Annotated in this window: 23 protein-coding genes; 17 read left to right on the forward strand and 6 right to left on the reverse strand. The window is 68.3% G+C overall.

Going from position 1 to position 26,951, the window contains the following annotated elements; translation table 11 throughout:
• The first annotated feature begins 26 nt into the window (after positions 1-26).
• The 11 genes from ABD327_RS05240 (at position 27) to ABD327_RS05290 (ending at position 15,832) form a co-directional block, all read left to right on the forward strand.
• Positions 27-1,244, forward strand: a complete 1,218-nt coding sequence (locus ABD327_RS05240; protein WP_344449086.1) for an MCE family protein — start codon at positions 27-29, stop codon at positions 1,242-1,244.
• Entirely contained in the window at positions 1,241-2,440 is a 1,200-nt protein-coding gene (locus ABD327_RS05245; protein ID WP_344448987.1) for an MCE family protein, read from the forward strand. The genes ABD327_RS05240 and ABD327_RS05245 overlap by 4 nt, the downstream gene beginning before the upstream one ends.
• A complete protein-coding gene (locus tag ABD327_RS05250) occupies positions 2,437-3,825 on the forward strand; it encodes an MCE family protein (RefSeq protein ID WP_344448988.1) in 1,389 nt (462 codons plus the stop codon). Before ABD327_RS05245 ends, ABD327_RS05250 begins: the two co-directional genes overlap by 4 nt.
• Complete coding sequence (locus ABD327_RS05255) at positions 3,798-4,316, forward strand: hypothetical protein (RefSeq protein WP_344448989.1); 519 nt, start codon at positions 3,798-3,800, stop codon at positions 4,314-4,316. The genes ABD327_RS05250 and ABD327_RS05255 overlap by 28 nt, the downstream gene beginning before the upstream one ends.
• Positions 4,313-5,128 (forward strand): hypothetical protein, encoded by an 816-nt coding sequence (locus tag ABD327_RS05260; protein WP_344448990.1) that lies wholly within the window; start codon positions 4,313-4,315, stop codon positions 5,126-5,128. The genes ABD327_RS05255 and ABD327_RS05260 overlap by 4 nt, the downstream gene beginning before the upstream one ends.
• A gap of 439 nt (positions 5,129-5,567) precedes the next feature.
• A complete protein-coding gene (gene rpoB, locus ABD327_RS05265; RefSeq protein WP_344448991.1) occupies positions 5,568-9,038 on the forward strand; it encodes a DNA-directed RNA polymerase subunit beta in 3,471 nt (1,156 codons plus the stop codon).
• A gap of 11 nt (positions 9,039-9,049) precedes the next feature.
• Positions 9,050-12,940, forward strand: a complete 3,891-nt coding sequence (locus ABD327_RS05270) for a DNA-directed RNA polymerase subunit beta' (RefSeq protein WP_344448992.1) — start codon at positions 9,050-9,052, stop codon at positions 12,938-12,940.
• 185 nt (positions 12,941-13,125) lie between these two features.
• The gene (locus tag ABD327_RS05275; RefSeq protein WP_344448993.1) at positions 13,126-13,650 is read left to right on the forward strand and encodes a heme-binding beta-barrel domain-containing protein; all 525 of its coding nucleotides are present in this window, start codon (positions 13,126-13,128) and stop codon (positions 13,648-13,650) included.
• Between the two features lie 262 nt (positions 13,651-13,912).
• Positions 13,913-14,329 carry a Fur family transcriptional regulator gene (locus ABD327_RS05280; protein WP_344448994.1) on the forward strand — a complete coding sequence of 139 codons (417 nt, stop codon included), beginning with the start codon at positions 13,913-13,915 and terminating at the stop codon, positions 14,327-14,329.
• The gene (gene ygfZ / locus ABD327_RS05285) at positions 14,326-15,273 is read left to right on the forward strand and encodes a CAF17-like 4Fe-4S cluster assembly/insertion protein YgfZ (protein WP_344448995.1); all 948 of its coding nucleotides are present in this window, start codon (positions 14,326-14,328) and stop codon (positions 15,271-15,273) included. The genes ABD327_RS05280 and ygfZ overlap by 4 nt, the downstream gene beginning before the upstream one ends.
• Before the next feature lie 67 nt (positions 15,274-15,340).
• On the forward strand, positions 15,341-15,832 hold the full coding sequence (locus ABD327_RS05290; protein ID WP_344448996.1) for a hypothetical protein: 492 nt from the start codon (positions 15,341-15,343) through the stop codon (positions 15,830-15,832).
• A 4-nt stretch (positions 15,833-15,836) separates the two neighbouring features.
• On the opposite strand, the gene dtd is transcribed toward ABD327_RS05290, so the two are convergent.
• The 3 genes from dtd to ABD327_RS05305 all read right to left on the reverse strand — a co-directional run bounded on the left by dtd (position 15,837) and on the right by ABD327_RS05305 (position 19,503).
• Positions 15,837-16,262, reverse strand: a complete 426-nt coding sequence (dtd, locus tag ABD327_RS05295; protein ID WP_344448997.1) for a D-aminoacyl-tRNA deacylase — start codon at positions 16,260-16,262, stop codon at positions 15,837-15,839.
• A gap of 26 nt (positions 16,263-16,288) precedes the next feature.
• Complete coding sequence (locus ABD327_RS05300; RefSeq protein WP_344448998.1) at positions 16,289-17,842, reverse strand: CocE/NonD family hydrolase; 1,554 nt, start codon at positions 17,840-17,842, stop codon at positions 16,289-16,291.
• Positions 17,843-17,922: 80 nt separating this feature from the next.
• Positions 17,923-19,503, reverse strand: coding sequence for a CocE/NonD family hydrolase (locus tag ABD327_RS05305; RefSeq protein ID WP_344448999.1), 1,581 nt, complete (start codon positions 19,501-19,503; stop codon positions 17,923-17,925).
• Positions 19,504-19,753: 250 nt separating this feature from the next.
• Between ABD327_RS05305 and ABD327_RS05310 the strand changes: the two genes are divergently transcribed.
• The 3 genes from ABD327_RS05310 to ABD327_RS05320 all read left to right on the forward strand — a co-directional run bounded on the left by ABD327_RS05310 (position 19,754) and on the right by ABD327_RS05320 (position 21,845).
• Entirely contained in the window at positions 19,754-20,104 is a 351-nt protein-coding gene (locus ABD327_RS05310; protein WP_344449000.1) for a BlaI/MecI/CopY family transcriptional regulator, read from the forward strand.
• Positions 20,101-20,985 (forward strand): M56 family metallopeptidase, encoded by an 885-nt coding sequence (locus ABD327_RS05315; protein WP_344449001.1) that lies wholly within the window; start codon positions 20,101-20,103, stop codon positions 20,983-20,985. The genes ABD327_RS05310 and ABD327_RS05315 overlap by 4 nt, the downstream gene beginning before the upstream one ends.
• 134 nt (positions 20,986-21,119) lie before the next feature.
• On the forward strand, positions 21,120-21,845 hold the full coding sequence (locus tag ABD327_RS05320; RefSeq protein WP_344449002.1) for an SGNH/GDSL hydrolase family protein: 726 nt from the start codon (positions 21,120-21,122) through the stop codon (positions 21,843-21,845).
• A 3-nt stretch (positions 21,846-21,848) separates the two neighbouring features.
• Here the strand turns inward: ABD327_RS05320 and ABD327_RS05325 are convergent, their stop codons facing one another.
• From ABD327_RS05325 to ABD327_RS05335, 3 genes are all read right to left on the reverse strand, one after another.
• Entirely contained in the window at positions 21,849-22,190 is a 342-nt protein-coding gene (locus ABD327_RS05325) for a DUF2516 family protein (protein ID WP_344449003.1), read from the reverse strand.
• Between the two features lie 105 nt (positions 22,191-22,295).
• The gene (locus tag ABD327_RS05330; RefSeq protein WP_344449004.1) at positions 22,296-22,814 is read right to left on the reverse strand and encodes a hypothetical protein; all 519 of its coding nucleotides are present in this window, start codon (positions 22,812-22,814) and stop codon (positions 22,296-22,298) included.
• Positions 22,811-23,206: a helix-turn-helix domain-containing protein gene (locus tag ABD327_RS05335; protein ID WP_344449005.1), complete on the reverse strand. Its 396-nt coding sequence runs from the start codon at positions 23,204-23,206 to the stop codon at positions 22,811-22,813. Before ABD327_RS05335 ends, ABD327_RS05330 begins: the two co-directional genes overlap by 4 nt.
• A 226-nt stretch (positions 23,207-23,432) precedes the next feature.
• On the opposite strand from ABD327_RS05335, the gene ABD327_RS05340 reads away from it, so the two are divergent.
• The 3 genes from ABD327_RS05340 to ABD327_RS05350 form a co-directional block, all read left to right on the forward strand.
• A complete protein-coding gene (locus ABD327_RS05340; RefSeq protein WP_344449006.1) occupies positions 23,433-25,136 on the forward strand; it encodes a DUF2207 domain-containing protein in 1,704 nt (567 codons plus the stop codon).
• A 2-nt stretch (positions 25,137-25,138) separates the two neighbouring features.
• On the forward strand, positions 25,139-26,197 hold the full coding sequence (locus ABD327_RS05345) for a hypothetical protein (RefSeq protein WP_344449007.1): 1,059 nt from the start codon (positions 25,139-25,141) through the stop codon (positions 26,195-26,197).
• 18 nt (positions 26,198-26,215) lie between these two features.
• The coding region (locus ABD327_RS05350; protein ID WP_344449008.1) for a class I SAM-dependent methyltransferase at positions 26,216-26,951 on the forward strand (736 nt) is incomplete at its 3' end.

Raw genomic sequence — 26,951 nt, forward strand, 5'->3', positions numbered from 1 at the left:
CAGTGCGAACTTTCTTCAAAGCCTTGGTGCCGCTCGTGGTGGTGGCACTGGCCGTCGCCGCCGTGGTGGTGTTCTGGCCGAGCGCCCCCGTCAAGCGGCTCACCGCTTACTTCACCAACACAGTCGGCCTCTACGAGGGCGCGGACGTCACCATCCTGGGCATCCCGGTGGGGGAGGTCGACAAGATCACCCCGGCGGGCCAGGCCGTGCGCGTCGAACTGCACTACGAGGCCAAGTACAAGATCCCCGCGGACGCCCAGGCCGTCATCGTCTCGCAGTCGCTGGTGTCCGACCGGTTCGTCCAGCTCACCCCGGTGTTCACCAACGGCGCCGTCCTGCAGGACAAGGCGACGCTGGACGTCGCCCGCACCGCGGTCCCCGTCGAGGTCGACGAGGTCGCCAACAGCCTCAACGAGCTGAGCAAGGCGCTCGGCCCCGAGGGCGCCAACGCCGACGGCTCGCTCTCCAAGATGCTGGAGGTCGCCGCCCGCAACCTCGACGGCAACGGCGAGGAGCTCCGCGGGGCCATCGAGGACGGCGCCGAGGTGCTGTCGACGCTGGGCGACAACAGCGACAACATCACCGCCTCGATCGAGAACCTCGAGGGCATCACCCAGGCCCTGGCCGACAACGACGCCACGGTGCGGCAGTTCACCGACCACCTGGGTCAGGTGTCCGCGCAGCTGAACGGGGAGAAGGAGGAGCTCAACCAGGTGCTCCAGATCCTCGGCCCGACGCTGCGCAACGTCACCTCCTTCGTCAAGGACAACCGCAAGTCGCTGTCCAAGAACGTCAGCGACCTGGCCGAGGTCACCGCGATCCTGGTCAAGCGCCAGGACGAGCTGGAGGATTTCGCCGGCACCGCCCCGGTGGCCATCAGCAACATGACCCGCGCCTACGATCCGATCTCCGGCACGATCCACACCCGCACCAACTTCCTGCAGTTCAAGAACCCGGCCGACTGGATCTGCTCGCTGGCCTACTCGCTGGGCACCCCGGCGGCCGAGTGCCTGGAGACGCTGAAGCCGATCTCCGGCGGTCTGGGCCTGAACCTGCACCTGGACATCTCGTGGATCACGGCTCTGACCACCACCTACAACCCCGAGCCGCTGCCCCCGGACGCCTACGGCCCGAACAAGCCCAAGAAGAACGCGAAGAAGTCCGACAAGAAGACGACCACCTCGAACAACTCCGGTCCTGCCGACAAGACCCTCGGCGGCCTCCTGCTGGGAGGTACCTCATGAAGCGGCTGGCACTCGCGCTCGCCGGAAGCCTGCTCCTCACCGGGTGCGGTTTCCAGGGAGTCTCCTCCATCCCGCTGCCGGGCGGGCCCGACCTGGGGGACGACCCCCACGAGGTGAAGATCCACTTCGCCAACGTGCTGGACCTGGTCCCCCAGTCGACGGTGAAGGTCAACGACGTGTCCGTCGGCCGGGTCGAGAAGATCGAACTGGACGGCTGGCAGGCCGAGGTCACCATCAAGATCAACAAAGAGGCCCGGCTCCCGGACAACGCGCTGGCGACCATCGCCCAGACCAGCCTCCTGGGCGAGAAGTACGTCTCCCTCGCGCCCCCGATGGAGGGGCCGAGCGGCGAGCTCGGCGACGGCGACGTGATCCCGATCGGCCAGACCAACCGCAACACCGAGGTCGAGGAGGTGCTGTCGGCGATGTCGCTGCTCCTCAACGGAGGCGGCATCGAGCAGATCTCCACCATCACCAAGGAGCTCAACGCGGCGATGTCCGGCCGCGAGGAGTCGATCAAGTCGGTCCTGCGGCGGATCGACGTCTTCGTGGGCACCCTGGACCGGCAGCGGCACACCATCACCGAAGCGCTCGACAAGATCGACCGGCTGATGGTCAAGCTGGAGGCGGAGAAGGGCACGATCGCCGACACGATCGAGCAGAGCGAGCCGGCCCTGGCGATCCTGGAGGAGAACCGGCAGGACCTGACCAAGATGCTGGTCAGCCTGGCGAAGTTCGGCGACGTGACCACCAACGTCGTCCAGCGCTCCAAGAAGGACCTGCTGACGAACCTGAAGAACCTCCAGCCGATCCTGAAGAACCTCAACAAGGCCGGTGACAGGTTGCCGGAGAACCTCGGCGCCCTGTTCACCTACCCGTTCACGAACGACTTCTCCAACACGGTGAAGGGCGACTTCGCGAACATGAACATGACGGTCTCTCTGGACATCGAGGAGCTCGCGCACAACCTGCTGACGGGCACCGACCTCGACCCGGCGCTGAAGAAGTCGGCGAAGAAGCAGGGAGAGGCGCTGCGGGACCTGCTGTCGCCTCCCGACGTCAGCATCACCCAGACCCCGCCCGGCGTCCTGGGCGCCGGGGACGAGTCGGGGCAGGGCAGCTCCCCGCTGCCCACCATCGGGATGGAGAGCACCGACCCGGACGTCGACTCCGTGGTGCTGGGAGGCCTTTCATGATCCTCACTCGTGGTACCAAGATCCAGCTGGTGGTGTTCGCGCTCATCACGGTGCTGGGCGTCAGCTACACGGCCGTCCGGTATCTCGGGGTGGGCGGCAGCCTGCTCGACCGGACCTACACGGCCTACGTCGAGCTGCCGGACTCCGGAGGCGCCTTCACCAACTCCGAGGTGACCTACCGCGGCGTGACGGTGGGACGGGTCGGCCCGATCAGGCTCGTCCAGAACGGCGTGCGGATCGAGATGGAGCTGGACAAGGGCGCGAAGATCCCCCGGGACACCCTCGCGGTGGTGGCCAACCGGTCCGCGGTCGGCGAGCAGTACATCGACCTGCAGCCGCGTTCGGACCAGGGCCCCTTCCTCGACGAGGGATCCCCCTACACGATCCCCGCCGGCAACACCCGGATCCCGGTCAAGACCTCGGACCTGCTGCTCAACGTCGACAAGACGGTCGCGTCGGTCGACCCCGAGAACCTGCGGACGATCGTCGACGAACTGGACAAGGCGTTCAACGGAACGGGCTCCGACCTCCAGACGATCATCGACGAGGGCGGCAAGCTCATCCAGGACATGGACGAGAACTTCGAGACGACCGCCGACCTCCTGGACAACAGCAAGATCGTGCTGAACACCCAGCGGGACAAGGGGACGTCGATCAGGACCTTCGCCCGGGAGCTGGCCGATCTCACCGACACCATCCGGGAGAACGACGGCAACATCAGAGAGACCATCGACGCCGCGGGCCCCGCGGCGGAGGAGGTCGACGACCTGATCGACAACGTCTCGGACGACCTGCCGGTGCTGCTGGCCAACCTGACCAGCACCACCCAGATGCTCACCGCGAACCAGGACGGGATCCGCTCACTGCTGATCTCGCTCCCGTTCACGGTGGCGGGCTCCCAGACCGTGCTGCCCGGTGACGGCTACCAGCACATGGGCCTGGCGCTGAACATCGACACCCCGGCGCCCTGCACCGAGGGCTACGAGAAGACCAAGCCCCGCTGGCCGCAGAACACCAAGGAGACCCCGGCCCGCACCGACGTCGGCTGCACCGCGCCGAAGAAGTCCCAGACCGCGGTCCGAGGGGCACGCAACGCCCCCGAGCCGCGGCCCTACATCAAGCTGCCTCCGGGCGCGCTGGACGGTGCCGGCGAGCCGCCCGCGGCCAGCACCCGTTCGGCCGAGGACGACGGCACCGAGTCGGAGAGCCGCCTGGTTTACCAGACGAACTCGACCAAATCGGTCTTCGTCACCGGTTACGATCCGACATCCGGCAAGTACGTCGGACCGAACGGCGTGACCTACACCGTCGGTTCCTCCGGAGGAGCCGAGAACCTGTTGGGGGATGATTCGTGGAAGTGGCTGCTTCTGGGCCCGCTGTCGTGAAGGGCGGCCTCTGGCGGACGATCACGGTGGCGGTGCTCACCGTGGTCGCCCTCGGGCTGCTCGGCGCCGGGGTCTACCCGCCGGTCTCCAAGGCGATCGCCTCGGCGAACGAGGCCGACACCCGGGACGAGATCCTCCAGGCGGCCCGCCAGGTCGGGCTGAACCTGATGTCCATGGACCACCGGACGATCGAGAAGGACACCCAGCGCGTCCTCAGCGGGAGCACCGGGACGTTCAAGGACCAGTACGCGGCGCAGACCAAGACGTTCATCGACGAGATCACCAAGAACCAGGCGACCTCGCAGGCGCAGGTCCTCGGCTCCGGAGTCACCGACTACGACGAGGACTCCGCCGAGGTGATCGTGGCCGTCTCGGCGGTCGTCACCAGCCCGGCCGTGCCCAACGGCGCTCCCCGCAACATGCGTTTCCTGATCGAGATGAGCAAGGTCGACGGGAAATGGCTGGCCTCGAAATTCGGAGTGATCCAGTGAAGCTCGACAAGGCCGAGAAGAAGGACCTCCCGGAGACCGGTGAGGACAGGCCGGCTGAGACCGCTGAGACGGTCGAGGAGATCGACGGCCAGCTCTCGCTGATCGGCGACGAGGAGGCCCCGGCGGAGTCCGAGAAGTCCGACGGCGCCGACGAGGCTTCCGAAGACTCGGAAGACTCCGCAGCCCTCGAGGACGCCGAGGACGCTGAGGACTCCGAGACGGAGATCGACGAGGCGCCCGGGGCGAAGAAGGACCGGAAGCCCCGGAAGGTCGGCCTGGCGAAGAAGAGCGGGCAGGGAGGGCGGAAGAAGTCCCTCAAGCCCCCGAAGGTCCGCACCGGCGCCCCGCTGTGGTCCGTGATCGTCATGGCGGTCGTGGTCGTCGCCCTGGCCGTCGGCACCTTCGTGCTGCGCGGCGGCTCGGGGGAGAGGCTCTCCAAGGACGAGGTCGACAAGGCGGTGCGCACGGCCGCGGCCACCGCCCAGCACATCTCGTCCTGGGACTACCGGACGATCGAGAGCGACACCAAGCAGGTGCTGGGCGAGTCGACCGGGGACTTCCGCGAGGCGTACGAGAAGAGCGCCGCCAAGCTGCTGGCGGACGCTCCGGCCCAGCAGGCCGTCACCGTCGGCCTGACGAGCAAGGCCGGCGTGGAGTCCGTGAACAAGGGTCAGGTCAAGGTTCTGGTCTTTCTCAACCAGCAGACCACCAAGAAAGACGCCGACGCGCACATCGAGCAGCACCGGCTTCGTCTGACTATGGTGCAGAAAGACGGGGAATGGCTGGTGTCCAAGCTGGACATCCTGGGCTGAGGCCGCACCGACCCCGGTCAAGATCTTTTTAGTGGTCCTTGGGCCGCCCTTCCGAGAGGAGGGGTGGCCCTATCTGATTTTCGGGCGGATTTATGGTTATTCCATGTGATGCTCGTCTCGAAACTATGAGCCTTGTCACTGCTGCTCAGGGCCCGAAAAGTCCCTGTGCGGCCTTGACTTGGCCGCCCGGAGGGGCGATGCTGCGAGGCAACTGTGATGTGCATAGCGAACGTAAGCTTGCAAGCGGTGTAGCTCTGGGCTACACTGCCCCTTTGCGCTGCCCTTTAGCTATCCTCCGTGCAACCATGCCGTGATCTTGGTTTGAAGAGCCGGTCTCCAGTAGTTCCAGAGCCAGTTGGAAACCAGGTCTCACGGGTTTTTCGGGGATGCATTGGCGTGCACGTCGACAGTCCGCCGCGAGCCCTCGGAAGGACCACTCTTGGCAGCCTCGCGCAACGCCTCGAAGACCCTGACCGGTCCGAACCGCGTCTCCTTCGCGCGCATCAACGAACCGCTTGAAGTACCCGATCTCCTCGCTCTCCAGACAGAGTCTTTCGACACTCTGCTCGGCAACGAGCGGTGGAAGTCCCGGGTCAAGGCGGCTCAGGATGCGGGTCGTAGGGACGTTCCCACCCAGTCGGGTCTCGAAGAGATCTTCGAAGAGATCAGTCCCATTGAGGACTTCTCCGGGACCATGTCCCTCTCGTTCCGGGATCACCGGTTCGAGCCGCCCAAGTACTCGGTTGACGAGTGCAAGGACAAGGACATGACCTACTCCGCCCCCATGTTCGTCACGGCGGAGTTCATCAACAACACCACCGGTGAGATCAAGAGCCAGACGGTGTTCATGGGCGATTTCCCGCTCATGACGCCAAGGGGCACCTTCATCATCAACGGGACCGAGCGCGTCGTCGTGTCGCAGCTCGTGCGCTCCCCCGGTGTCTATTTCGACCGCCAGCTGGACAAGACGTCCGACAAGGACATCTATGGCTGCAAGGTCATCCCGTCCCGGGGCGCATGGCTCGAGTTCGAGATCGACAAGCGCGACAACGTCGGCGTTCGCATCGACCGCAAGCGCAAGCAGGGCGTCACGGTCCTGCTGAAGGCGCTCGGCTGGGACGAAGCCCGCATCCGCGAGCGCTTCGGCTCCTACGAGTCCATGAACATCACCCTCGAGAAGGACCACACCTCCGGGCAGGACGAGGCCCTTCTCGACATCTACCGCAAGCTCCGGCCGGGCGAGCCCCCGACCAAGGAGTCGGCGCAGACGCTGCTGAACAACCTGTACTTCAACCCGAAGCGCTACGACCTGGCGAAGGTCGGCCGCTACAAGGTGAACAAGAAGCTCGGCCTGGACCTGGGGATGAACCAGGGCACCCTGACCGAGGACGACATCGTCGCCACCATCGAGTACCTGGTCCGCCTGCACGCGGGCGAGGAGGAGTGCACGGCGGCGAACGGCCGGACCCTGCCGGTCGAGGTCGACGACATCGACCACTTCGGCAACCGGCGCATCCGCCCGGTCGGCGAGCTCATCCAGAACCAGGTCCGCCTGGGCCTGGCCCGCATGGAGCGCGTCGTCCGCGAGCGGATGACCACCCAGGACGTCGAGGCGATCACCCCGCAGACCCTGATCAACATCCGCCCGGTCGTGGCGTCGATCAAGGAGTTCTTCGGCACCTCGCAGCTGTCGCAGTTCATGGACCAGACCAACCCGCTCGCGGGCCTGACCCACAAGCGGCGCCTGAACGCGCTGGGTCCCGGCGGTCTGTCGCGTGAGCGCGCCGGCATGGAGGTCCGTGACGTCCACCCGTCGCACTACGGCCGCATGTGCCCGATCGAGACGCCGGAAGGCCCGAACATCGGCCTCATCGGCTCGCTCGCGGCGTTCGGCCGGGTGAACCCGTTCGGATTCATCGAGACGCCGTACCGCAAGGTCATCGACGGCAAGGTCACCGACCAGATCGACTACCTGACCGCCGACGAGGAGGACAGGTTCGTCAAGGCGCAGGCCAACTCGCTGCTCAACCCCGACGGCACCTTCGCCGAGGCGCGCGTCCTGGTCCGCACCAAGGGCGGCGAGACCGAACTGTCCCGCGCGTCCGAGGTCGACTACATGGACGTCTCCGCGCGTCAGATGACCTCGGTCGCCACCGCGATGATCCCGTTCCTGGAGCACGACGACGCCAACCGCGCGCTCATGGGCTCCAACATGCAGCGCCAGTCCGTCCCGCTGCTGCGCAGCGAGGCGCCGCTGGTCGGCACCGGCATGGAGTACCGCGCCGCCGTCGACGCCGGTGACGTGATCACCGCCGAGAAGGCCGGCGTGGTCGAAGAGGTCTCCGCGGACTACATCACCGTCATGAACGACGACGGCACCCGCCAGACCTACCGCGTCGCCAAGTTCAAGCGCTCCAACCAGGGCACCTGCTTCAACCAGAAGCCCATCGTGGACGAGGGCCAGCGGGTCGAGTCGGGCCAGGTGCTGGCCGACGGCCCCTGCACCGACCAGGGCGAGATGGCGCTGGGCAAGAACCTCCTCGTGGCGTTCATGCCGTGGGAGGGCCACAACTACGAGGACGCGATCATCCTGTCGCAGCGCCTCGTGCAGGACGACGTCCTGTCCTCGATCCACATCGAGGAGCACGAGGTCGACGCCCGCGACACCAAGCTGGGCCCCGAGGAGATCACCCGGGACATCCCGAACGTCTCCGAGGAGGTGCTGGCCGACCTCGACGAGCGCGGCATCATCCGCATCGGCGCGGACGTCGTCACCGGCGACATCCTGGTCGGCAAGGTCACGCCCAAGGGCGAGACCGAGCTGACCCCCGAGGAGCGGCTGCTGCGCGCGATCTTCGGCGAGAAGGCCCGCGAGGTCCGCGACACCTCGCTGAAGGTCCCGCACGGCGAGTCCGGCAAGGTCATCGGCGTCCGCGTGTTCTCCCGCGACGAGGGCGACGAGCTCCCGCCCGGCGTGAACGAGCTGGTCCGCGTCTACGTGGCCCAGAAGCGCAAGATCACCGATGGTGACAAGCTCGCCGGCCGCCACGGCAACAAGGGCGTCATCTCCAAGGTCCTCCCCGTCGAGGACATGCCGTTCCTCGAGGACGGCACCCCGGTCGACATCGTCCTGAACCCGCTGGGTGTTCCGGGTCGTATGAACGTCGGCCAGGTCCTGGAGACGCACTTGGGCTGGGTCGCCTCCCGTGGCTGGAAGATCGACGGCGACGACGAGGACTGGAAGCGCAACCTCAAGGCCATCGGCCTGGAGGAGGCGGAGCCGTGGACCAACACGGCGACGCCGGTCTTCGACGGCGCGCACCAGGAGGACGTCCAGGGTCTGCTGAGCAGCACGATCCCCAACCGCGACGGTGACCGCATGGTCAGCGGCGGCGGTAAGGCCCGGCTGTTCGACGGCCGCTCCGGCGAGCCGTTCAAGGACCCGATCTCGGTCGGCTACATCTACATTCTCAAGCTGCTCCACCTCGTGGACGACAAGATCCACGCGCGTTCGACCGGCCCGTACTCGATGATCACCCAGCAGCCGCTGGGCGGCAAGGCGCAGTTCGGCGGCCAGCGCTTCGGTGAGATGGAGGTGTGGGCGCTGGAAGCGTACGGTGCCGCCTACGCCCTCCAGGAGCTGCTGACGATCAAGTCCGACGACGTCCTGGGCCGCGTGAAGGTCTACGAGGCGATCGTCAAGGGCGAGAACATTCCGGAACCGGGCATTCCCGAGTCCTTCAAGGTCCTCATCAAGGAAATGCAGTCGCTGTGCCTGAACGTTGAGGTTCTGTCCAGTGATGGCATGAACATCGAGCTCAGGGACACCGACGAGGACGTGTTCCGGGCCGCGGAAGAGCTGGGCATCGACCTGTCTCGGCGTGAGCCGTCCAGCGTCGAGGAAGTCTGAGAGGGGAGCCAGTGCTAGACGTCAACTTCTTCGACGAACTTCGCATCGGCCTCGCGACCGCCGACGACATCCGTCAGTGGTCGCACGGCGAGGTGAAGAAGCCTGAGACCATCAACTACCGGACCCTCAAGCCGGAAAAGGACGGGCTCTTCTGCGAGAAGATCTTCGGTCCTACCCGGGACTGGGAGTGCTACTGCGGTAAGTACAAGCGCGTCCGGTTCAAGGGCATCATCTGCGAGCGCTGCGGCGTCGAGGTGACCCGGGCCAAGGTGCGCCGCGAGCGGATGGGCCACATCGAGCTCGCCGCCCCGGTCACCCACATCTGGTACTTCAAGGGCGTTCCCTCGCGGCTGGGCTACCTGCTGGACCTGGCCCCGAAGGACCTCGAGAAGATCATCTACTTCGCGGCCTACATGATCACGAGCGTCGACACCGACGCCCGCGACCGTGACCTGCCGACGCTGGAGGCGCGCATCTCGGTCGAGCGCCAGCAGCTGGAGCAGCGGCGCGACAGCGACGTGGAGGCCCGCCAGCAGAAGCTGGAGGCCGACCTGGCGGAGCTGGAGGCGGCCGGCGCCAAGGCCGACCAGCGCCGCAAGGTCCGCGAGGGCGCCGAGCGGGAGATGAAGCAGCTGCGCGACCGCGCGCAGCGCGAGATCGACCGCCTCGACGAGGTGTGGACCCGGTTCAAGAACCTCAAGGTCCAGGACCTCGAGGGCGACGAGATGCTCTACCGCGAGATGCGGGACCGCTTCGGCAAGTACTTCTCCGGCGGCATGGGCGCGGCGGCCATCCAAGCCCGCCTGCAGAACTTCGACCTCGACGCCGAGGCCGAGAAGCTGCGCGAGATCATCCGCTCGGGCAAGGGCCAGAAGAAGGCCCGCGCCCTCAAGCGGCTGAAGGTCGTCTCCGCGTTCCTCAACACCACCAACAGCCCGCTGGGCATGGTGCTGGACTGCATCCCGGTGATCCCGCCGGACCTGCGTCCGATGGTGCAGCTGGACGGCGGCCGCTTCGCGACCTCCGACCTCAACGACCTGTACCGCCGCGTGATCAACCGGAACAACCGGCTCAAGCGTCTGCTGGACCTCGGCGCGCCCGAGATCATCGTGAACAACGAGAAGCGGATGCTGCAGGAGGCCGTCGACGCGCTGTTCGACAACGGCCGCCGCGGCCGCCCCGTCACCGGTCCGGGCAACCGGCCCCTGAAGTCCCTCAGCGACATGCTGAAGGGCAAGCAGGGCCGGTTCCGCCAGAACCTGCTGGGCAAGCGCGTCGACTACTCCGGCCGCTCCGTCATCGTCGTCGGCCCGCAGCTGAAGCTGCACCAGTGCGGTCTGCCCAAGCAGATGGCGCTGGAGCTGTTCAAGCCGTTCGTGATGAAGCGCCTGGTCGACCTGAACCACGCGCAGAACATCAAGAGCGCCAAGCGCATGGTCGAGCGGGCCCGCCCGGTCGTGTGGGACGTGCTGGAAGAGGTCATCACCGAGCACCCGGTGCTGCTCAACCGCGCGCCCACCCTGCACCGCCTGGGCATCCAGGCGTTCGAGCCGCAGCTGGTCGAGGGCAAGGCCATCCAGATCCACCCGCTCGTGTGCACCGCGTTCAACGCGGACTTCGACGGCGACCAGATGGCGGTGCACCTGCCGCTGTCTGCCGAGGCCCAGGCCGAGGCGCGGATCCTGATGCTGTCCACGAACAACATCCTCAAGCCCTCCGACGGCAAGCCCGTCACCATGCCCACCCAGGACATGGTGATCGGCCTGTACTGGCTGACCGGCGAGCGTGCGAACGCGGCCGGCGAGGGCCGGACCTTCTCCGGCGTGTCCGAGGCGATCATGGCCTACGACCGGGACGAGCTCTCGCTCCAGGCGAAGGTCCAGATCCGGTTCAAGGACACCGTCCCGCCGCGCGGCTGGGTCGCGCCCGAGGGCTACGAGGCCGGGCAGCCGTTCCGGCTGGAGACCACCCTGGGCCGGGCCCTGTTCAACGAGACGCTGCCCGCGGACTACCCCTTCGTCAACATCGAAGTGGGCAAGAAGCAGCTGTCGGTGATCGTGAACGAGCTCGCCGAGACCTACCCCAAGGTCGAGGTCGCGACCGCCCTGGACGCGCTGAAGAGCGCGGGCTTCCACTGGGCGACCCGCTCCGGCGTCACGATCTCGATCGACGACGTCATCGCGCCGCCGAACAAGGCGGACATCCTCAGTGGTTACGAGCGGCGCGCCGACAAGGTGCAGCGCGAGTACGAGCGCGGTCTGATCACCGACGACGAGCGCCGCCAGGAGCTCATCGAGATCTGGACGCACGCGACCAAGGAGGTCGCGGACGACATGATGCGGGAGTTCGAGAGCAACCCGGACAACCCCATCTGGATGATGGTCAACTCGGGTGCCCGCGGTAACCCCATGCAGGTCCGGCAGATCTCCGGTATGCGTGGTCTGGTGTCCAACCCCAAGGGCGAGACCATCCCGCGTCCGATCAAGTCGTCCTTCCGCGAGGGTCTGACCGTCCTGGAGTACTTCATCTCCACGCACGGCGCCCGTAAGGGTCTGGCCGACACCGCGCTGCGGACCGCCGACTCGGGTTACCTGACCCGTCGTCTGGTGGACGTCGCGCAGGACGTCATCGTCCGCGAGGTGGACTGCGGCACCGACCGCACCATCCCGTTCCGGATCGCGGAGAACGACCGGGCCGCGGACGGCTCGCTGATCAAGCTGGGCACCTCGGAGTCCAGCCTGATCGGCCGGACCATCGCGGTGGACGTCGTGGTCGACGGCACGGTCGTCTACCCCGCCGACACCGACCTGTCCGACGCGGTGATCACCCGTCTGATCGAGGTCGGCGTGGAGGAGGTCCGCACCCGCAGCGCCCTGGTCTGCGAGGCCAAGATCGGCGTCTGCGCCGCGTGCTACGGCCGCTCCCTGGCCACGGGCAAGCGGGTGGACGTCGGCGAGGCCGTCGGCATCATCGCCGCGCAGTCCATCGGCGAGCCCGGCACCCAGCTGACGATGCGCACCTTCCACACCGGTGGTGTGGCCGGTGGCGACATCACGCACGGTCTGCCGCGTGTCCAGGAGCTGTTCGAGGCGCGCATCCCCAAGGGTGTCGCCCCGATCACCGAGGTCGCGGGCCGGGTCAAGATCGACGAGACGGACCGCACCCGGAAGATCGTGATCGTTCCGGACGACGGTTCGGACGAGATCGCCTACCCGGTGTCGATGCGTTCGCGCTTCGAGGAGGGCATCCACGAGGGCGCCCACGTCGAGGTCGGCCAGCAGCTCATCAAGGGCGCGGTCAACCCGCACGAGGTGCTGCGCATCCTCGGCCCGCGCGCCGTGCAGCTCCACCTGGTCCACGAGGTCCAGGAGGTCTACCGGTCGCAGGGCGTGTCGATCCACGACAAGCACATCGAGATCATCGTCCGGCAGATGCTCAAGCGCGTGAACGTGCTGGAGGCGGGTGACACCCACCTGCTTCCGGGCGACCTGGTGGAGCGCCCGATCTTCGAGCGCACCAACCGCGGCGTGGTGGCCGAGGGCGGTACCCCCGCCGCCGGCCGTCCGGTCCTGATGGGCATCACCAAGGCGTCGCTCGCCACCGAGTCCTGGCTGTCGGCCGCCTCCTTCCAGGAGACGACCCGCGTCCTCACCGAGGCCGCCATGCACTCCAAGAGCGACTCCCTGCTGGGCCTCAAGGAGAACGTCATCATCGGCAAGCTCATCCCGGCCGGCACTGGCATGCCCCAGTACCGCAACGTCCGGGTCGAGCCCACCGAGGAGGCCAAGGCCGCGGTGTACAGCGTCGGTTCCTACGACGACGCGGGCGAGTACACCTTCGGCACGGGCTCCGGCGAGGCCGTTCCCCTGGAGGAGTACGACTTCGGCCAGTACGGCCGCTAGTCCCCGTCTGACGGCAAACGCCCCGGTCGCCTCTGGCGCCCGGGGCGTTCGCCGTTCACCGCTACGCTCGGGGCATGGAGCTGGTGAACGTGGTCGTGGTGGTGGGGTTCCTGGCACTGGCGGTGCTGGGGTGCCTGGTGCTGATCAGGGCCCTGGGCCGATTGCGGTAGCACTACCCTGGAGCCATGGAGATTGTGTTCGAGCATGAGCTGCACCCTGACCTCAAGGCGCTGGAATGGCTGGTGGGGACCTGGGAGGGGGACGGGATCGGGGACTACCCGACGATCGAGCAGTTCCGGTTCACGCAGCAGGTCTCGTTCACCCACATCGGCAAGCCGTTTCTGATCTACAGCAGCCGGACGTGGCTGCTGGACGAGGACTTCAAGCAGGGCCGGGCGCTGGCGATGGAGACGGGGTTCTGGCGGGTGCCGGGCGGCGGCCGGGAGGTGGAGGTCCTGCTGTCGCACCCCACGGGGATCCAGGAGATCTACACCGGTGAGGTGGCCTTCCACAAGGTGGAGCTGGTGACGGACGTGGTGGCGCGCACGCGGACCGCCAAGGAGGTCACCGGAGGCAAGCGGCTGTACGGGCTGTTCCCGGCGCAGGACGGCACGGAAGAGCGGGACCTGGGCTGGGTGTACGAGATGGCGGCCCAGGGGCAGTCGATGCAGGTGCACATGTCGGCTCAGCTCAAGAAGGTGCCGCAGTAGCGGAGTGCCCGGAGAAAAGGCGATCCCCGGACCATTCCCTGAGTGGGAGCCGTCAGGACTGGACGGCGGTCCGGGGATCGGGTGTCTGCTGGAGATTCGCCAGGAGACTGCATGTCCCGAGCGGGCGCTCCTAGCGAGCAGCCACCTCGCAAGTCCTCGCATGAATCATGTTGTGGACCACCTCCTTTCCTGCGTGCTTTGAAAGTTATGCGATGGGGTCGGGACAGGGCAAACGGTTTATCTCCCGGCATAGGATCGGGGTATGGCAGAGACCGGCTGGCAGGAAGAGCTGCGTTCCCGCGGCTACCGGGTGACGCCGCAGCGCCAGCTCGTCCTGGAGGCGGTCGCCGCGCTGGAGCACGGGACGCCCGAGGAGATCTGCGCCGAGGTGCAGCGGACGGCCAAGGGCGTGAACATCTCCACGATCTACCGGACCCTCGAGCTCCTGGAGGAGCTCGGCCTGGTCAAGCACGCCCATATCGGGCACGGTCCGCCCAACTACCATCTGTCCACCGAGGCCGATCACGTGCACCTGCGCTGCCGGAGCTGCGGCAGGGTCGAGGACGTCTCCCCGGCCGTCGCGGACGGCCTGGTGCAGGCCCTGGAGTCGGGGTACGGCTTCGAGACCGATGTCCACCATCTGACGGTCTTCGGACGGTGCGGGGAGTGCCGGAAATGACGTTCTACGCAGAGGCGCCCGACGAGGCGCTGGCCGCCCACTTCGGCGACCCGTACGCCGAGCAGAAGGCGCTGGTCGCCGGCTCGGCCGTGGTCGCCAGGTCCAACCGGGGCGTCGTCCGCGTCGCGGGCCCGGACCGGCTGTCGTGGCTGCACAGCCTCCTCAGCCAGCATCTGGCGGGCCTGCGCCCGGGGGAGGCCACCGAGGCGCTGCTTCTCAGCCCCAACGGCCACATCGAGCACCACCTGTCCCTGGTGGACGACGGAGAGGCGGTGTGGGCGCACGTGGAGCCCGGCACCGCCGCGGAGCTCGCCGCATTCCTGGACCGGATGAAGTTCCTGCTGCGGGTCGAGGTCGCCGACGTCTCCGCCGACTACGAGGTGATCACCGGCACGGGGCTGGAGGGAGCCCTGGCGCTGCCCGACGTCGCGGGGACGACGAGCCTCATCGTGCCGCGAGGGACGGTCCCCGAGGGGCGTTCGCAGGCCGGGATCTGGGCGTACGAGGCGCTGCGGATCGCTTCGCACAAGGCCAGGTTCGGCCTCGACACCGACCACAGGACGATCCCGCACGAGATCGGGTTCATCGATCTGGCCGTGCATCTGAACAAGGGCTGCTACCGGGGTCAGGAAACTGTGGCCAGGGTGCACAACCTGGGCCGTCCGCCGCGCCGCCTGGTCTTCCTCCACCTGGACGGGAGCGCCGACAGGCTGCCCGCGCGCGGCTCCGACCTGGAGCTGGAGGGGCGCAGGGTGGGGTTCGTCGGCTCCTCTGCCAGGCACTACGAGCTGGGGCCGATCGGGCTGGCTCTGGTGAAACGAAACGTGCCTCTTGAGGCCGTCCTCTCAGCGGATGGGGTGGCGGCGGGCCAGGAGGTCGTGGTCTCGCCGGACACTGGCGCCAATGTCACGATCGATCCGGCGCTGCGGGGCCGCCGACTGTGATTGGCGTCTCCCGAAGTGGGATAAACAAAGATCGAGGTGCGCTTCCGATCGAAGGCGGTACACGATCATGGTGTCCAGCCCCCGTAAGACATCGGCGCCGCCGCGCAAATCGCCTCGGCCCCGGGTCAACCGGGACGCCGAGCAGATCGCGTGGTGGCTGCTGTTCGCCGTCCTGGCGGCGTTCGGCCTGATCCAGTGGAACTGGCGGCTGCTGCTGCTGGCGCTGCTGCTGTGGAGTTTCTACGAGTTCTGCCTGGTGCGGACCCGCTGCCGGGTGAAGACCCGGCAGGGGTTCGAGTGCGTCGAGCCGGTGCGCGGGCGGATCTTCGCGCACGACCACCGGCACCAGGACATCAAGAACGACGGCCTGTGGAACCTGATCGGCCGCCGCAACCCCCGCTACAACCCCAAGATCTCCGAGCCGAACCGGGACACCGGCGTGGTCCTGGTGGCTCCGCGGATCCGGCACCGCCTGGACCGCAACGACCGCTACATCCTCTACCTGGCGGCCCTGGGCACGGTCGTCTCGCTGGTGGGGATGCTCGTGGGACTGCTGTAGACCCTCAGACCTCGAGGACGAGGGTGATCGGTCCGTCGTTGACCAGGGAGACGGCCATGTCCGCGCCGAACAGGCCGGTGGCGACACTCGCGCCGAGCCCGCGCAGGGACTCCACGACGGCGTCCACCAGCGGTTCGGCGACGTCGCCTTTGGCGGCGGCCAGCCAGGAGGGGCGGCGTCCCTTGGCGGTGTCGCCGTAGAGGGTGAACTGGCTGATCACCAGGAGCGGGGCGTTCACGTCGGAGCAGGACTTCTCGCCGTGCAGGACGCGCAGCCCCCACAGCTTGGCGGCGAGTTTGGCGGCCTTGGCCCGGTCGTCGTCATGGGTGACGCCGACCAGGACCATCAGCCCGGGTTCGGTGATCTGCCCGACGATCCGGCCGTCGACCCTGACCGCCGCCTCACTGACCCGCTGGACCACCGCACGCATGGCCTCAGTCTCGCACGGCCCGAGGATCAGCCCACCGGGAAGGTGAGGCGGCTCGGGTCGGTCGTGGACGAGCTGAAGGTGATCTTGTTTCGCCGGGTGGAGGTGCTGCGGTAGCGCACGTCCATGGTGTCGATGACGAGGGTCAGCCGGTGGCCCTTGGCGAGTTTCCAGCGGATCGGTTGCAGGCGCAGGTCGAGGGTCCTGGCCTTTCCCGGGGTGACGTCGCGCAGGGTGTAGGGGACGTGGGTGACGAGTCTGGCCTCGCCGCCGGGTCCCTCGTCGTAGAGGTAGACGAACAGGCTGGTGTTCTTCCCCGACGGGGTGACCGTCGTGCGGAACCTCGGGAAACCACTGATCACGGTGGTGCTCCCGAAGCGCGGAGTACGGAGGACCAGGCCGTCCGCACGCTTCACCCGGGACGGCCGGATCTTCCAGTGGGTGCCCGCCTGGGCGGCCACCCCGGTGGCCATGGCGACGCCGCTGTCGGCGACGGTGCCGCTGCCGGTGCGGATGGTCTTCTTCCATGCTTTGAAGCGGACGCCGAGTTTCTCGCCAGGGCGCGGGTAGTAGCGCCGGGTGCCTTGGGCTTGGGCGCTCCAGCCGGTGAAGTTCCGCCAGGAGCCGCCGTTGCCGGCCTTGAGGGAGACGGCGCCGGCCTTGTCGACGCCGTTCTTCACGCCGCGCAGGTGGTGGTCGAACCAGCGTGTGGTCTCGGTCCAGGCGTCGTTGGGCAGGCCGACCGCGCCGAGGATGTCGGTGGTGGCGTGGTCGCCGGCCTGGTACATCAGCCGCTTGGGCACGGTCAGCCGGTTGAAGAAGTCGATGTTCTGGCCGGGTGGGACGATGCCGTCCTGCCAGCCGCCGGAAAGGAGGATCGCCGGCCGGTTGGCGTTGATCCGGTCGACGTAGGCGGCCGCGCCCCGGGTGGAGATGAGTTCGAGGGCATGGCCGAACTCGTCCTTGAGGTAGCCGTCCTGCACCTCCAGCAGCTCGTTTCCCGGCCGTCCGGTGACATGGCTGACGCCCAGCAGCAGCGCGGTGCCCTGCTCGTTGAGGGTCTGGTTGAGATACAGCGATTCGGCGAGGCTGGCCCAGCTGCTCATGGCGGAGACGGCGCGGATGCGCTTGTCGAAGGCGGAAGCGAGCAGGGGGATACCGCCGCCGTAGGAGATCCCGGCGGCGCCGACGCGGCTCTCGTCGGCGTCGGCGTGGGCCACGGCCCAGTCGATGATCCGGCTCATGTCGCCGATGTCCGGTCGGCCGGCCGCTTCGATGGCGCCCTGGGAGTCCCAGAAGCCGCGGGTGGTGTAGGCGATGACCTCGTATCCGCTGCTCGCCAGTTCGGCGGCTGCCCCGGCGTATTCGGCGTGGAAGAGGGACCAGCTGGCCGGCATGACGATCAGGGGGAAGGGTCCGCGGCCCTTCGGCTTGTAGACCAGGGCCTTGAGAGGGGTGCCCCGGTGGCCGGGGATGGTCTCGTAGGACGAGGTGTATCCGGTCCCGGCCGCGTGGGCGGGTCCTGCGTACAGGACGGAACCGAGCATCGTCACCGCGGCGGCCGTCGCGATCTGTCCGCGCACGCGGAGCCTCCTCTTCACTCGCCCCTGCCTGGGGCGAAGTAGGTGAACAGCTTCGATTTCTTCCGGTCACATTCGGTGACTCAGGGCAGGCGGGAGGCAGGGGGCGGCGTGCCGACGGGGAGGGTGAGGCGGGCGGGATTCGACGGGGTCGAGCTGAAGGTGAGCTTGCCGCCGCGCTTGCCGGCGCTGCGGTAGCGGATGTCCATGGTGTCGATGACGAGGGTGACGCGGTGGCCCTTGGCGAGCTTCCAACGGATGGGCTGGAGCCGCAGGCCGAGCGTCCTGGCCTTGCCGGGGGTGGCACCGCGCAGCGTGTAGGGGATGTGGGTGATGAGTTCCGCCTTGCCGTTCGGGGCCTCGTCGTAGAGGTAGACGAACAGCGAGGTGTTCCGCGCCGAGGGGGTGACGGTCGTGCGGAGCTCGGGGAATCCGCTGATCACGTTCGCGCGGCCCGTCTTCGGCCCGCGGAAGACCAAGCCGTCCTTGCGCGCGACTTGTGAGGGGCGGATCGTCCAGTGGATGTCCGCCTGGGCGGCGGCTCCGCTCACCTCGACGACGCCGCTGTCGGCGACGGTGCCGTTGCCGGTGGCGATGGTCTTCTTCCAGGCGCCGGAGCGGCGGGCCAGCTTCTCGCCGGGGGCCAAGGCGTAGCGCAGGGTGCTCCGGGCCTGGGCGTTCCAGTTCTTGAAGTGCTTCCAGGAGCCGCCGTTGTTGGCCTTGAGGGAGACGTCGCCCTGCTTCGCGACGCCGTTCTTCTTGCCTTTGAGGTAGTGGTCGAACCAGCTTCTGGTGGCGCTCCAGGAGTCGTTGGGCAGGCCGACGGCGCCGAGGCCGTCGGGGGTGCCGTGGTCGCCCGCCTGGTACATCAGGCGCTTGGGCACCCGCAGCCGGTTGAAGAAGTCGACGTTCTGCGCGGGCGGGAAGATGCCGTCCTGCCAGCCGCCGGAGAGCAGCAGGGCGGGCTTGTTGGCGTTGATCCGCTTGACGTAGGCGTCCGCGCCCCGGACGGCGGCCAGCGGCAGGGCCGTGCCGAACCGGTCCTTGAGGTAGCCGTCCTGGACTTTCAGGAGGTCCTCGCCGGGCCTGCCCGTGACGTGCCCGACGGACAGCAGCATCGCCGCGGCCTGCTCGCTGACGGTCTGGTTGAGGTACAGGGAGTCGGGCAGGTTCGCCCAGCCGCTCATGGCGGAGACCGCTCGGATGCGCTTGTCGAAGGCGGCGGCGATGAGGGGGATGCCCGCCCCGTAGGAGATTCCGGCCGCACCGATCCGCTTCTGGTCGGCCCTGGCGTTCTTCACGGCCCAGTCGATGACCTTGCTGACGTCGCCGACGTCGGGTCTGCCCGCGACCTCGATGCGGCCTTCGGAGTCCCAGAATCCGCGGCTGGTGTAGGCGACCACGGCGTAGCCGGAGGAGGCGAACCCGGCTGCGGCTCCGGCGTACTCGGCGTGGAAGAGGGACCAGCTGGCCGGCATGACGATCAGAGGGAAGGGCCCGCGGCCCTTCGGCTCGTAGACCAGGGCCTTGAGAGGGGTGCCCCCGTGGCCGGGGATGGTCTCGTAGGACGAGGTGTATCCGGTCCCGGCCGCGTGGGCGGGTCCTGCGTACAGGACGGAACCGAGCATCGTCACCGCGGCGGCCGTCGCGATCTGTCCGCGCACGCGGAGCCTCCTCTGCACTCGCCCCGACCTGGGGCGAGGCAAGTAAACAGCCACTTACTGACCGGCGGCTATGCGCGGCCGTATCAAACGGGTAGTCCAATACCTGTCCGTGAATGCTAAGAATCTTGTGGTTTATCTCTAAATAAGAGTCCCTGTCTGTTTAGGGGGTGTTGTGGCGGTGTCTGCGGGCGCTGGCACTACCGGGGGTAGTACTACTGTGTGTCCTTGATCACAGGGTAGACTCGAAGGCGTGAAAGGTCTGGGAGAGCTCGAACGCGCGGTGATGGAAGTGCTGTGGGCCCGGGAGGAGCCGGCCACGGCACGCGACGTGAGCCGGGCCTTGGCCGACCGGGACCTCGCCCACACCACGGTGATGACGGTCCTGGACCGCCTGGCCAAGAAGAACTTCCTCGTCCGGGAGCGGGACGGCCGCGCCTGGTCCTACCGCCCCGCGGAGACCCGTGAGGGGTACGTCGCCGAGCTCATGCTGGGCGCTCTCGCGCTCAGCGGCGACCGTGACGCCGCCCTCGCCCACTTCGCCCGTTCGGTCACCGGAGACGAGGCCGCGGCGCTCCGCCGCGTCCTGGAGGACCTCGGGTGACGAGCTGGGTGATCCTCGCGATCACCGCCCTCGCCACACTTCCGGCCGCGGAGCTGCTGTCCCGCGCCCGATGGACCTGGCGCACACCGCGGATCGGCATCCTGCTCTGGCAGGCGCTGGGGCTGGCCTGGGGCCTGGCCGCCATCGGCGCGCTGCTCGGCTTCGCGCTCGCCCCCTACGGGGTCGGGGTGCTGCACGGGCTGTTCGCGCTGGCCGAGGACGACGCCGAGCTGGGCCTGCACCACGAGGCGGCGCTGCTGGCCGGGATGGCGCTGGCCGGCTCCCTCATCGGCATGCTGCTGCTGTCCGGTTTCCGGGTGGTCCGCGCCCGGGCCCGGCACCGCGCGCTGCTCAACCTGATCGCCCACCGGGGCGGCCGGGGCGGCACCCTGGTGGTCGACCATCCGGAGGCCGCCGCCTACTGCGTCCCCGGCATGCGCTCCAAGATCGTGATCAGCGCGGGCACCCTGAAGCTGCTGGACTCCGGTGAGCTGGACGCGGTCCTCGCCCACGAGCACGCCCACGCCAGGGAGCGCCACGACCTGGTGCTGCTGCCCTTCACCTCGCTGCCCCGCATCGGGCTGGTCGCCCGGTCCCTGGACGCCGTCGCGCTGCTCATCGAGATGACCGCGGACGACAGGGCCCTGCAGAACCGTCCGCCCAAGGAGCTGGCCAAGGCGCTGCTGCGCTTCGCCACCGCCCCGTCGGCGGCCACGCCCTCCTGCGCCCTGTCGGCGCTGCCCGAGGGCGGTCCGGTGATGGCGCGGGTGCAGCGGCTGCTCAACCCGGCGCCCCGGTCCGCCTGGGCGCAGTCGGCCGCGCTGGCGGCGGCGGCGCTGCTGGCGACGGGACCTCTGCTGCTCTGGACGCTCCCGCACTGAAACCGGGCGGCACCTGGATAGAATGCCGTCCACCTTCGGAAGGGCCCGGTGATCTTTCTCGGGCCGTGCCGTGCCCTCGCCGGGACCGTTCCGCGGTTCCGGTTCTTCATGCCGTCCTACACGCAGGGGAGTCCGTGCGCCGGAAACTCACGTACGGTCTGATGGCGCTCGCGCTGATCACCGGATGCTCCGCCTCCCCCGCCGTCGAGCCCCAGGGCGCGCCGTCGACGTCGGCCACGCCCCAGATACGGCGCGCGCCCGTCGTGATGTTCCTCGGCGACAGCTACACCGCGGGGACGGGCGGGATGCCGCCCGAGCGCACCTACGCCGGGGACCTGTCCCGCAAGCTCGGCTGGCAGGGGATCATCGGCGGCCATCCGGGCACCGGCTTCCTGGCCCGCGGCCGGGTCGGCAAGAACTTCGCCCGGCTGTTCGCCGACCAGTTCGCCTGGCGGCCCGCCCCGGACATGATGATCATCGCGGGGGGCCACAACGACGCCACCCGCCGCAACCCGATGAACGGGCTGAACGACGCGGTCTGGCAGCTGGTCAACGGGGTCAAGGAGCGCTGGCCCGGGGTGCCCGTGGTGCTGGTCGGGCCGATGTGGGGCGGGACGCCGACGAAGCAGGGCCTGGCCGTCCGCGACGTCATGCGCACGGTCGCCGGACAGCTCCAGGTGCCGTTCGTCGATCCGCTGGAGGAGAAGTGGATCATGGGCGACGTGAGAAGGGGAACCGGGAACGCCGATCTCTACATCCGGCGCGACGGGGTGCACCCGAACGAGACGGGCAACGCCTACTTCGCCGACAAGATGCTGGCGGCCCTGACCCGGCTGGGGCTGGACCGCCCTGCGGGCTGAGGCCTACCAGGGCCCGTAGGGGCCCATCCGGCGGTTGTCGCCGCCGCCCGTCGCCTTGAGGGCGGGGCGGACGTCGGCGAGGTAGATCACGGCGCCGATGAACGCGGCGATCGAGAAGATGCCCAGCGCGCTCAGACCGGGGAAGCCGACCGCCACGGCGAACCCGAAGAAGGTGGCGACCGACAGGATGATCGTCCACATCTTCTTGGTCTGCTTGCCGGCCGCGGGGAAGGCCTGGGCGGGGCGGCGGACCGCGTCGAACAGGGCGAAGGCCTCCATCAGGAAAGCGATGATCGCCAGGCCCCAGAACACATACGAGAGCCCGACGTGAATGCTGTCAAGCAAGAGGATCACCTTCCGACGCGCGATTGAGGTCAACCTTACAAACAATCGCCCCCATCCGGAGGTTCCGGATGGGGGCGAGGGTGAGGAAGGGCACGGTGTCCGCGCTCAGTCGGTCGTCTTCTTGGCGGCCGGCTTGCGGGCGGCCCCGGTGGTCTTCGGCTTGGCGGCGGTGCTCCTGGGCGCGGTGGAGCCGCTGGACGCCTCCACCGACTTGGCCTGCTGGGCCTCGGAGGTGATCTCGTCGGCGGTCTTGTTGATGACCGTGCGCCCCCGCTCGGCGAGCTCGTCGAGGACCTCGTTGACCTTGGCGGTCACCGTGGCCACGTAGTCCTGGAGGGAGACCTCCTCGGTCTTGCCCTGGTACTTGGCCACGTTGGCCTTGACCTCGCTGAGCCGCACGGTGACCGTGGTGCGGGCCTTGCCGACCCGCTCGTTCACCTCGCCGCGGACGTCGGCGACGTTCTCCAGCACCGTGCCGCGGTACTTGCCGTAGTTCTCGGTGAGTTCGGCGCGCACCTTGGTGACGGTCTCGGGCATCTCGCGGAGCTTCTCGACGGCCAGATCGACCGCCCCGGCACCGGTGTAGATGGCCTTGTTGTCCCTGATCTTCTCGGCCAGCGTCATCTTTCCTGATCCTCTCTGTCGGGCAGGGCCTCGTGCTCGGGCTCGAGGTCGGCTGCGTTCTCCTTCCGGAAGGACTCATAGATGTCCAGCAGTACTTGTTTCTGCCGTTCGGAAAGAGAGATGTCGGCTCGTATCGCGGTCTGCACGTCCGTGTCGGTCTCGCGGTCCTCGAGGATGCCCGCCTTGACGTAGAGGACCTCGGCGGAGATGCGCAGACCCTTGGCGATCTGCTGCAGGATCTCCGCGCTCGGCTTGCGCAGCCCGCGCTCGATCTGGCTGAGGTAGGGGTTGGACACTCCCGCCTGCTCCGCCAGCTGGCGCAGCGAGATCTTCGCGCGCTGCCTCTGCTCCCGGATGTACTCCCCGATGGAGCCGACCTTCGGACCTGCCATGTCTCCACCCTGCGTCCTGCTGCTTGCTATTGCAAGCGCAGAAGGGTCTTCTTTCGGGTGAGTCCGCTCACAGGAAGCGATGCTCTCGTCACGAAAATTGAAATTTCTTCCACCAGGGTTCCAATCCGACTACGGAAAGTGAGCAAAAATGCATGCTGCTGCAAGCACGGGAGGTTGACCAGGTTCGCATAGTGGCCCTGAGTGGCACCCACTACGCTTTGTGCACATGCTGGGTCCTCTACGGCTACTAGCCGCCCCCCTGGTCCTGCTGTTCCTGGCCGCCGCCCCCGGGACCGCTCACGCCGCCGACACTCCGGCGGCACCGGTGGCAGCGGCGGCCGAGACCGCCGATGACCGCGTGGTCCGCGACGAGGTGATCCTTACCCTCGGAACCGACGGGGTATTGCACGCGAAAGAGATCATCACCTATGACTTCGGATCCGGAGGCGACGGCTTCGAACGGGCCTTCAGCACCCGAATCCACCACGACGACGAACGGGACCGGGCCTTCGAGGTAGAGAACCTCCAAGTGGCGCAGCCCTACACCGCGGAGGCCGTCGAGGAGGACGGCAGCACGCTGGTGAAGGTGAAGGGCCCGCAGGCGTCCGGACCGCAGACCGTCACCCTCGACTACGACGTCGTCGGCTCGATCCTGCCTCTTCCCCAGGGCCAGGAACTGCGCTGGACCGCCGTCGGCGGATGGGGGGTCCCGGTCGTCGAGGCCGCGGTGACCCTCGACGTCGACGTGATGATCCGCAACGTCAACTGCTTCGCGGGAGCGCTCAGCAGCGTCATCGGGTGCAGCGAGTTCACCACCAAGAAGCAGCGGCGGCAGGCCGTCTACGGCCAGGAGAACATGCTCCCGGACGAGTACCTGACGGTCGTCGCGGGACTGCCGCCGCAGACCACCAGCGGGCAGCCGTCCTACATCCAGCGCAAGACGCTGGCGGCCTCCTTCACCGTCAACGCCGTGACGGGCGGAGCGCTGGGCGCGCTCCTGCTGCTGCTGCTCGGCGGCTTCGGACTTCTGTACTTCCTGCGCGGCCGCGACAAGCGGGCGGATTCCGGCGTCCAGGTACCGCTGAGCGCCGACGGCGACGGGCAGGCCGGGTTCGAGCCGCCGGACGGGGTCCGCCCCGGGCAGATCGGCACGCTCATCGACGAGCAGGCGGACGTCATCGACGTGACGGCGTCCATCATCGACCTGGCCGTCCGCGGCTACCTCCTGATCGAGGAGGAGGAGGGCAAGAGCGACTGGGCGCTGCGCAGGCTGGACCGCCCGGTCAACGACCTCCACCCCTACGAGCAGATCCTCTACGACGGCCTGTTCCTCATGGGGGAGCGGGTCAAGCTGTCCCAGCTCGGCGGGACCTTCACCGTCAAGCTCGGCCAGGTGCGCACGGCGCTGTACGAGGACGTCGTGAAGCAGGGCTGGTTCGCCCGCCGCCCCGACGCGGTCCGGTCCCGCTGGACCGTCGCGGGCTACGCCGTCGCCGCGCTGGCGACGGTGGGGACCGTCGTGCTGGCGATCCTCACCAACTACGCGCTGGTCGGCCTGGCACTGATCGCCTTCGGCCTGGCACTGATCTTCTTCGGCAAGCACATGCCGGCCAAGACCGGCAAGGGCTCCACCGTGCTGGCCCACACTCTGGGCTTCCGTGACCACTTGCGGCGAGGAGAGGCCGTCGAGGTCCCCGACAGGCAGCGGATTGCCCTGTTCTCCCGATACCTTCCGTACGCGGTGGTTTTCGACGTCGTCGAGCCCTGGGCCAAGACCGTCGAGGACGCCGGGGTCCAGGGAGGCGACAACCTCTACTGGTACGAGGGCCCGGCCGAGTGGGACCTGGCGAAGTTCGCCGACTCCATGCGGGCCTTCACCTTCGCCCTGTCGGGTGCGCTGGCGCAATCCCGGCCATACGTAGGGAAGTAGCGATGCGAGGACGAGTCGCGGGAGCGGCGGCACTGGCCGTGGCGCTGGCCGCCGGGACGGCCGGAGCGGCGGCCCAGGCGAAACCGAAGAAGGCCGGGCCGAAGTGGCGAGTCCTCGCCGGGGCCGCGCCGAGACTCGTCGGCTCGCTCAACCAGGTCGAGTTCCTCAGCACGAAGTACGGCTGGGTCGCGGGGGCGGAGGGTGCGGACAACGCCCTCGCCCTGTGGAAGTGGAACGGCAGGAAGTGGACACGCGCCCAGGCCGGCTGGAACTTCGCTCCGGCCGGCCTGGCCGTTTCCGGACCGAAGAAGGCGTGGCTCACCGGCGTGACGCTCACCAGTGCCCACGCCCTGTACTACAACGGCAAGAGCTGGCGTGAAGTCGCCTTCCCCGGGCCGGGCGTGCCCGTGGACCTCGCCGCCGCCCCCGACGGGACGGCCGTCTCCGTCGCCCAGAGCGTGCTCACCGGAGTCAACGCCGTTCACCAGTGGAAGAACGGCAAGTGGCGGAGGCTGGACGTGCCGCTGCCGTCCGGGGCCTCGCTGGCCGCCGTCGCGGTCGGCTCGAAGAAGGACATTTGGCTGGCCGGCGGCCGCAGCGTGAGAGAAGGCGTGTCCGAGTCCCTGGTGATGCGGTGGAACGGGAAGTCCTGGAAGCGCCTGCCCGTCGGCGGCACCAGGGCGATCACGAAGATCGTCGTGGACGCGCCGGGGAAGGCGTGGGCGCTCAGGGGCTCCACGAAGACCAACCTGGTGCGCTGGGACGGCAAGCGGTTCCGTGAGCGGGGTCTCCCCGAAGGCGGCGGCGCGCTGACCCTCACCCCGGACGGCGCCGGAGGCGTGTGGGTCCTGCCCTACAGCAGGTCGGACGCGAAGGCGGCGCCCTACCTCCACTGGGCCGGGAGCCGCTGGAAGGCGTTCAACGGCCCCCGCCGCGACGGCGTCGTCGGCCTCGGCGACATCGACTTGATCCCCGGTACGTCCCGCGTCGTCTCCGTCGGCGGCCTCCAGCAGACCAAGCCGAAGGAACGCAAGTTCCCCATGCTCGAAGTGTTCATGTGAGCCTCTACCTTTGACGGCGTGCGCGCGCGTAAGCCCGAAGGGGAGAAGACCAGGGGGACCACCAACGCCAACCGGCTGCGCCGCCAGGACCTCTGGATGGCGGCGACCGTGGCCCCGGGGCTGCCGGAGCGCCCGCTGGTCGTCGACCTCGGATACGGGGCCTCCCCGGTCACGACCATGGAGCTGTACGACCGGCTGAGGGCGGTGCGCCCGGACGTCCGGGTCGTGGGGCTGGAGATCGCCCAGGAGCGGGTGGACGTCGCGCGGGAGTCCCTGAAGGGCCGAGAGGAGCGCTACCCCGGGCTGTCGTTCGCGCTGGGCGGGTTCGAACTGCCGGTGGAGCGGGCCCCGGACCTCGTGCGGGCCGCCAACGTGCTCCGCCAGTACGACGAGGACGTCGCGTGGCGGATGTGGGACCGGCTACGGGAGGGGCTGGCACCCGGCGGGACCCTCGTCGAGGGGACCTGCGACGAGATCGGACGGCGCCACGTGTGGGTGGCGCTCGACCGGAGCGGCCCGCTGACCGTCACCTTCGCCGCCGACCTGCGGCACCTGCCGAAGCCGTCGGCGCTGGCCGAGCGGCTGCCCAAGACGCTGATCCACCGGAACGTGCCGGGGGAGCGGGTGTACGACCTCCTGCGGGACCTCGACCGGGCCTGGGCCGTGGCCGCCCCCCAGTCGGTGTTCGGGCCCCGTCAGCGCTGGTCGTCGACGGTCGAACTGGCCCGGCAGCGGTGGCCGGTGATCGACCGCC

The organism is Actinocorallia aurantiaca (assembly GCF_039533685.1).
GTDB lineage: Bacteria > Actinomycetota > Actinomycetes > Streptosporangiales > Streptosporangiaceae > Actinocorallia > Actinocorallia aurantiaca.

Coding starts and splice junctions, on each gene's coding strand:
- ABD327_RS05245 (WP_344448987.1), top strand. CDS start 1,241: ATGAAGCGGCTGGCACTCGCGCTCGCCGGAAGCCTGCTCCTCACCGGG.
- ABD327_RS05250 (WP_344448988.1), top strand. CDS start 2,437: ATGATCCTCACTCGTGGTACCAAGATCCAGCTGGTGGTGTTCGCGCTC.
- ABD327_RS05275 (WP_344448993.1), top strand. CDS start 13,126: ATGGAGATTGTGTTCGAGCATGAGCTGCACCCTGACCTCAAGGCGCTG.
- ABD327_RS05280 (WP_344448994.1), top strand. CDS start 13,913: ATGGCAGAGACCGGCTGGCAGGAAGAGCTGCGTTCCCGCGGCTACCGG.
- ygfZ (WP_344448995.1), top strand. CDS start 14,326: ATGACGTTCTACGCAGAGGCGCCCGACGAGGCGCTGGCCGCCCACTTC.
- ABD327_RS05290 (WP_344448996.1), top strand. CDS start 15,341: ATGGTGTCCAGCCCCCGTAAGACATCGGCGCCGCCGCGCAAATCGCCT.
- dtd (WP_344448997.1), bottom strand. CDS start 16,262: ATGCGTGCGGTGGTCCAGCGGGTCAGTGAGGCGGCGGTCAGGGTCGAC.
- ABD327_RS05330 (WP_344449004.1), bottom strand. CDS start 22,814: ATGACGCTGGCCGAGAAGATCAGGGACAACAAGGCCATCTACACCGGT.
- ABD327_RS05335 (WP_344449005.1), bottom strand. CDS start 23,206: ATGGCAGGTCCGAAGGTCGGCTCCATCGGGGAGTACATCCGGGAGCAG.
- ABD327_RS05340 (WP_344449006.1), top strand. CDS start 23,433: ATGCTGGGTCCTCTACGGCTACTAGCCGCCCCCCTGGTCCTGCTGTTC.
- ABD327_RS05345 (WP_344449007.1), top strand. CDS start 25,139: ATGCGAGGACGAGTCGCGGGAGCGGCGGCACTGGCCGTGGCGCTGGCC.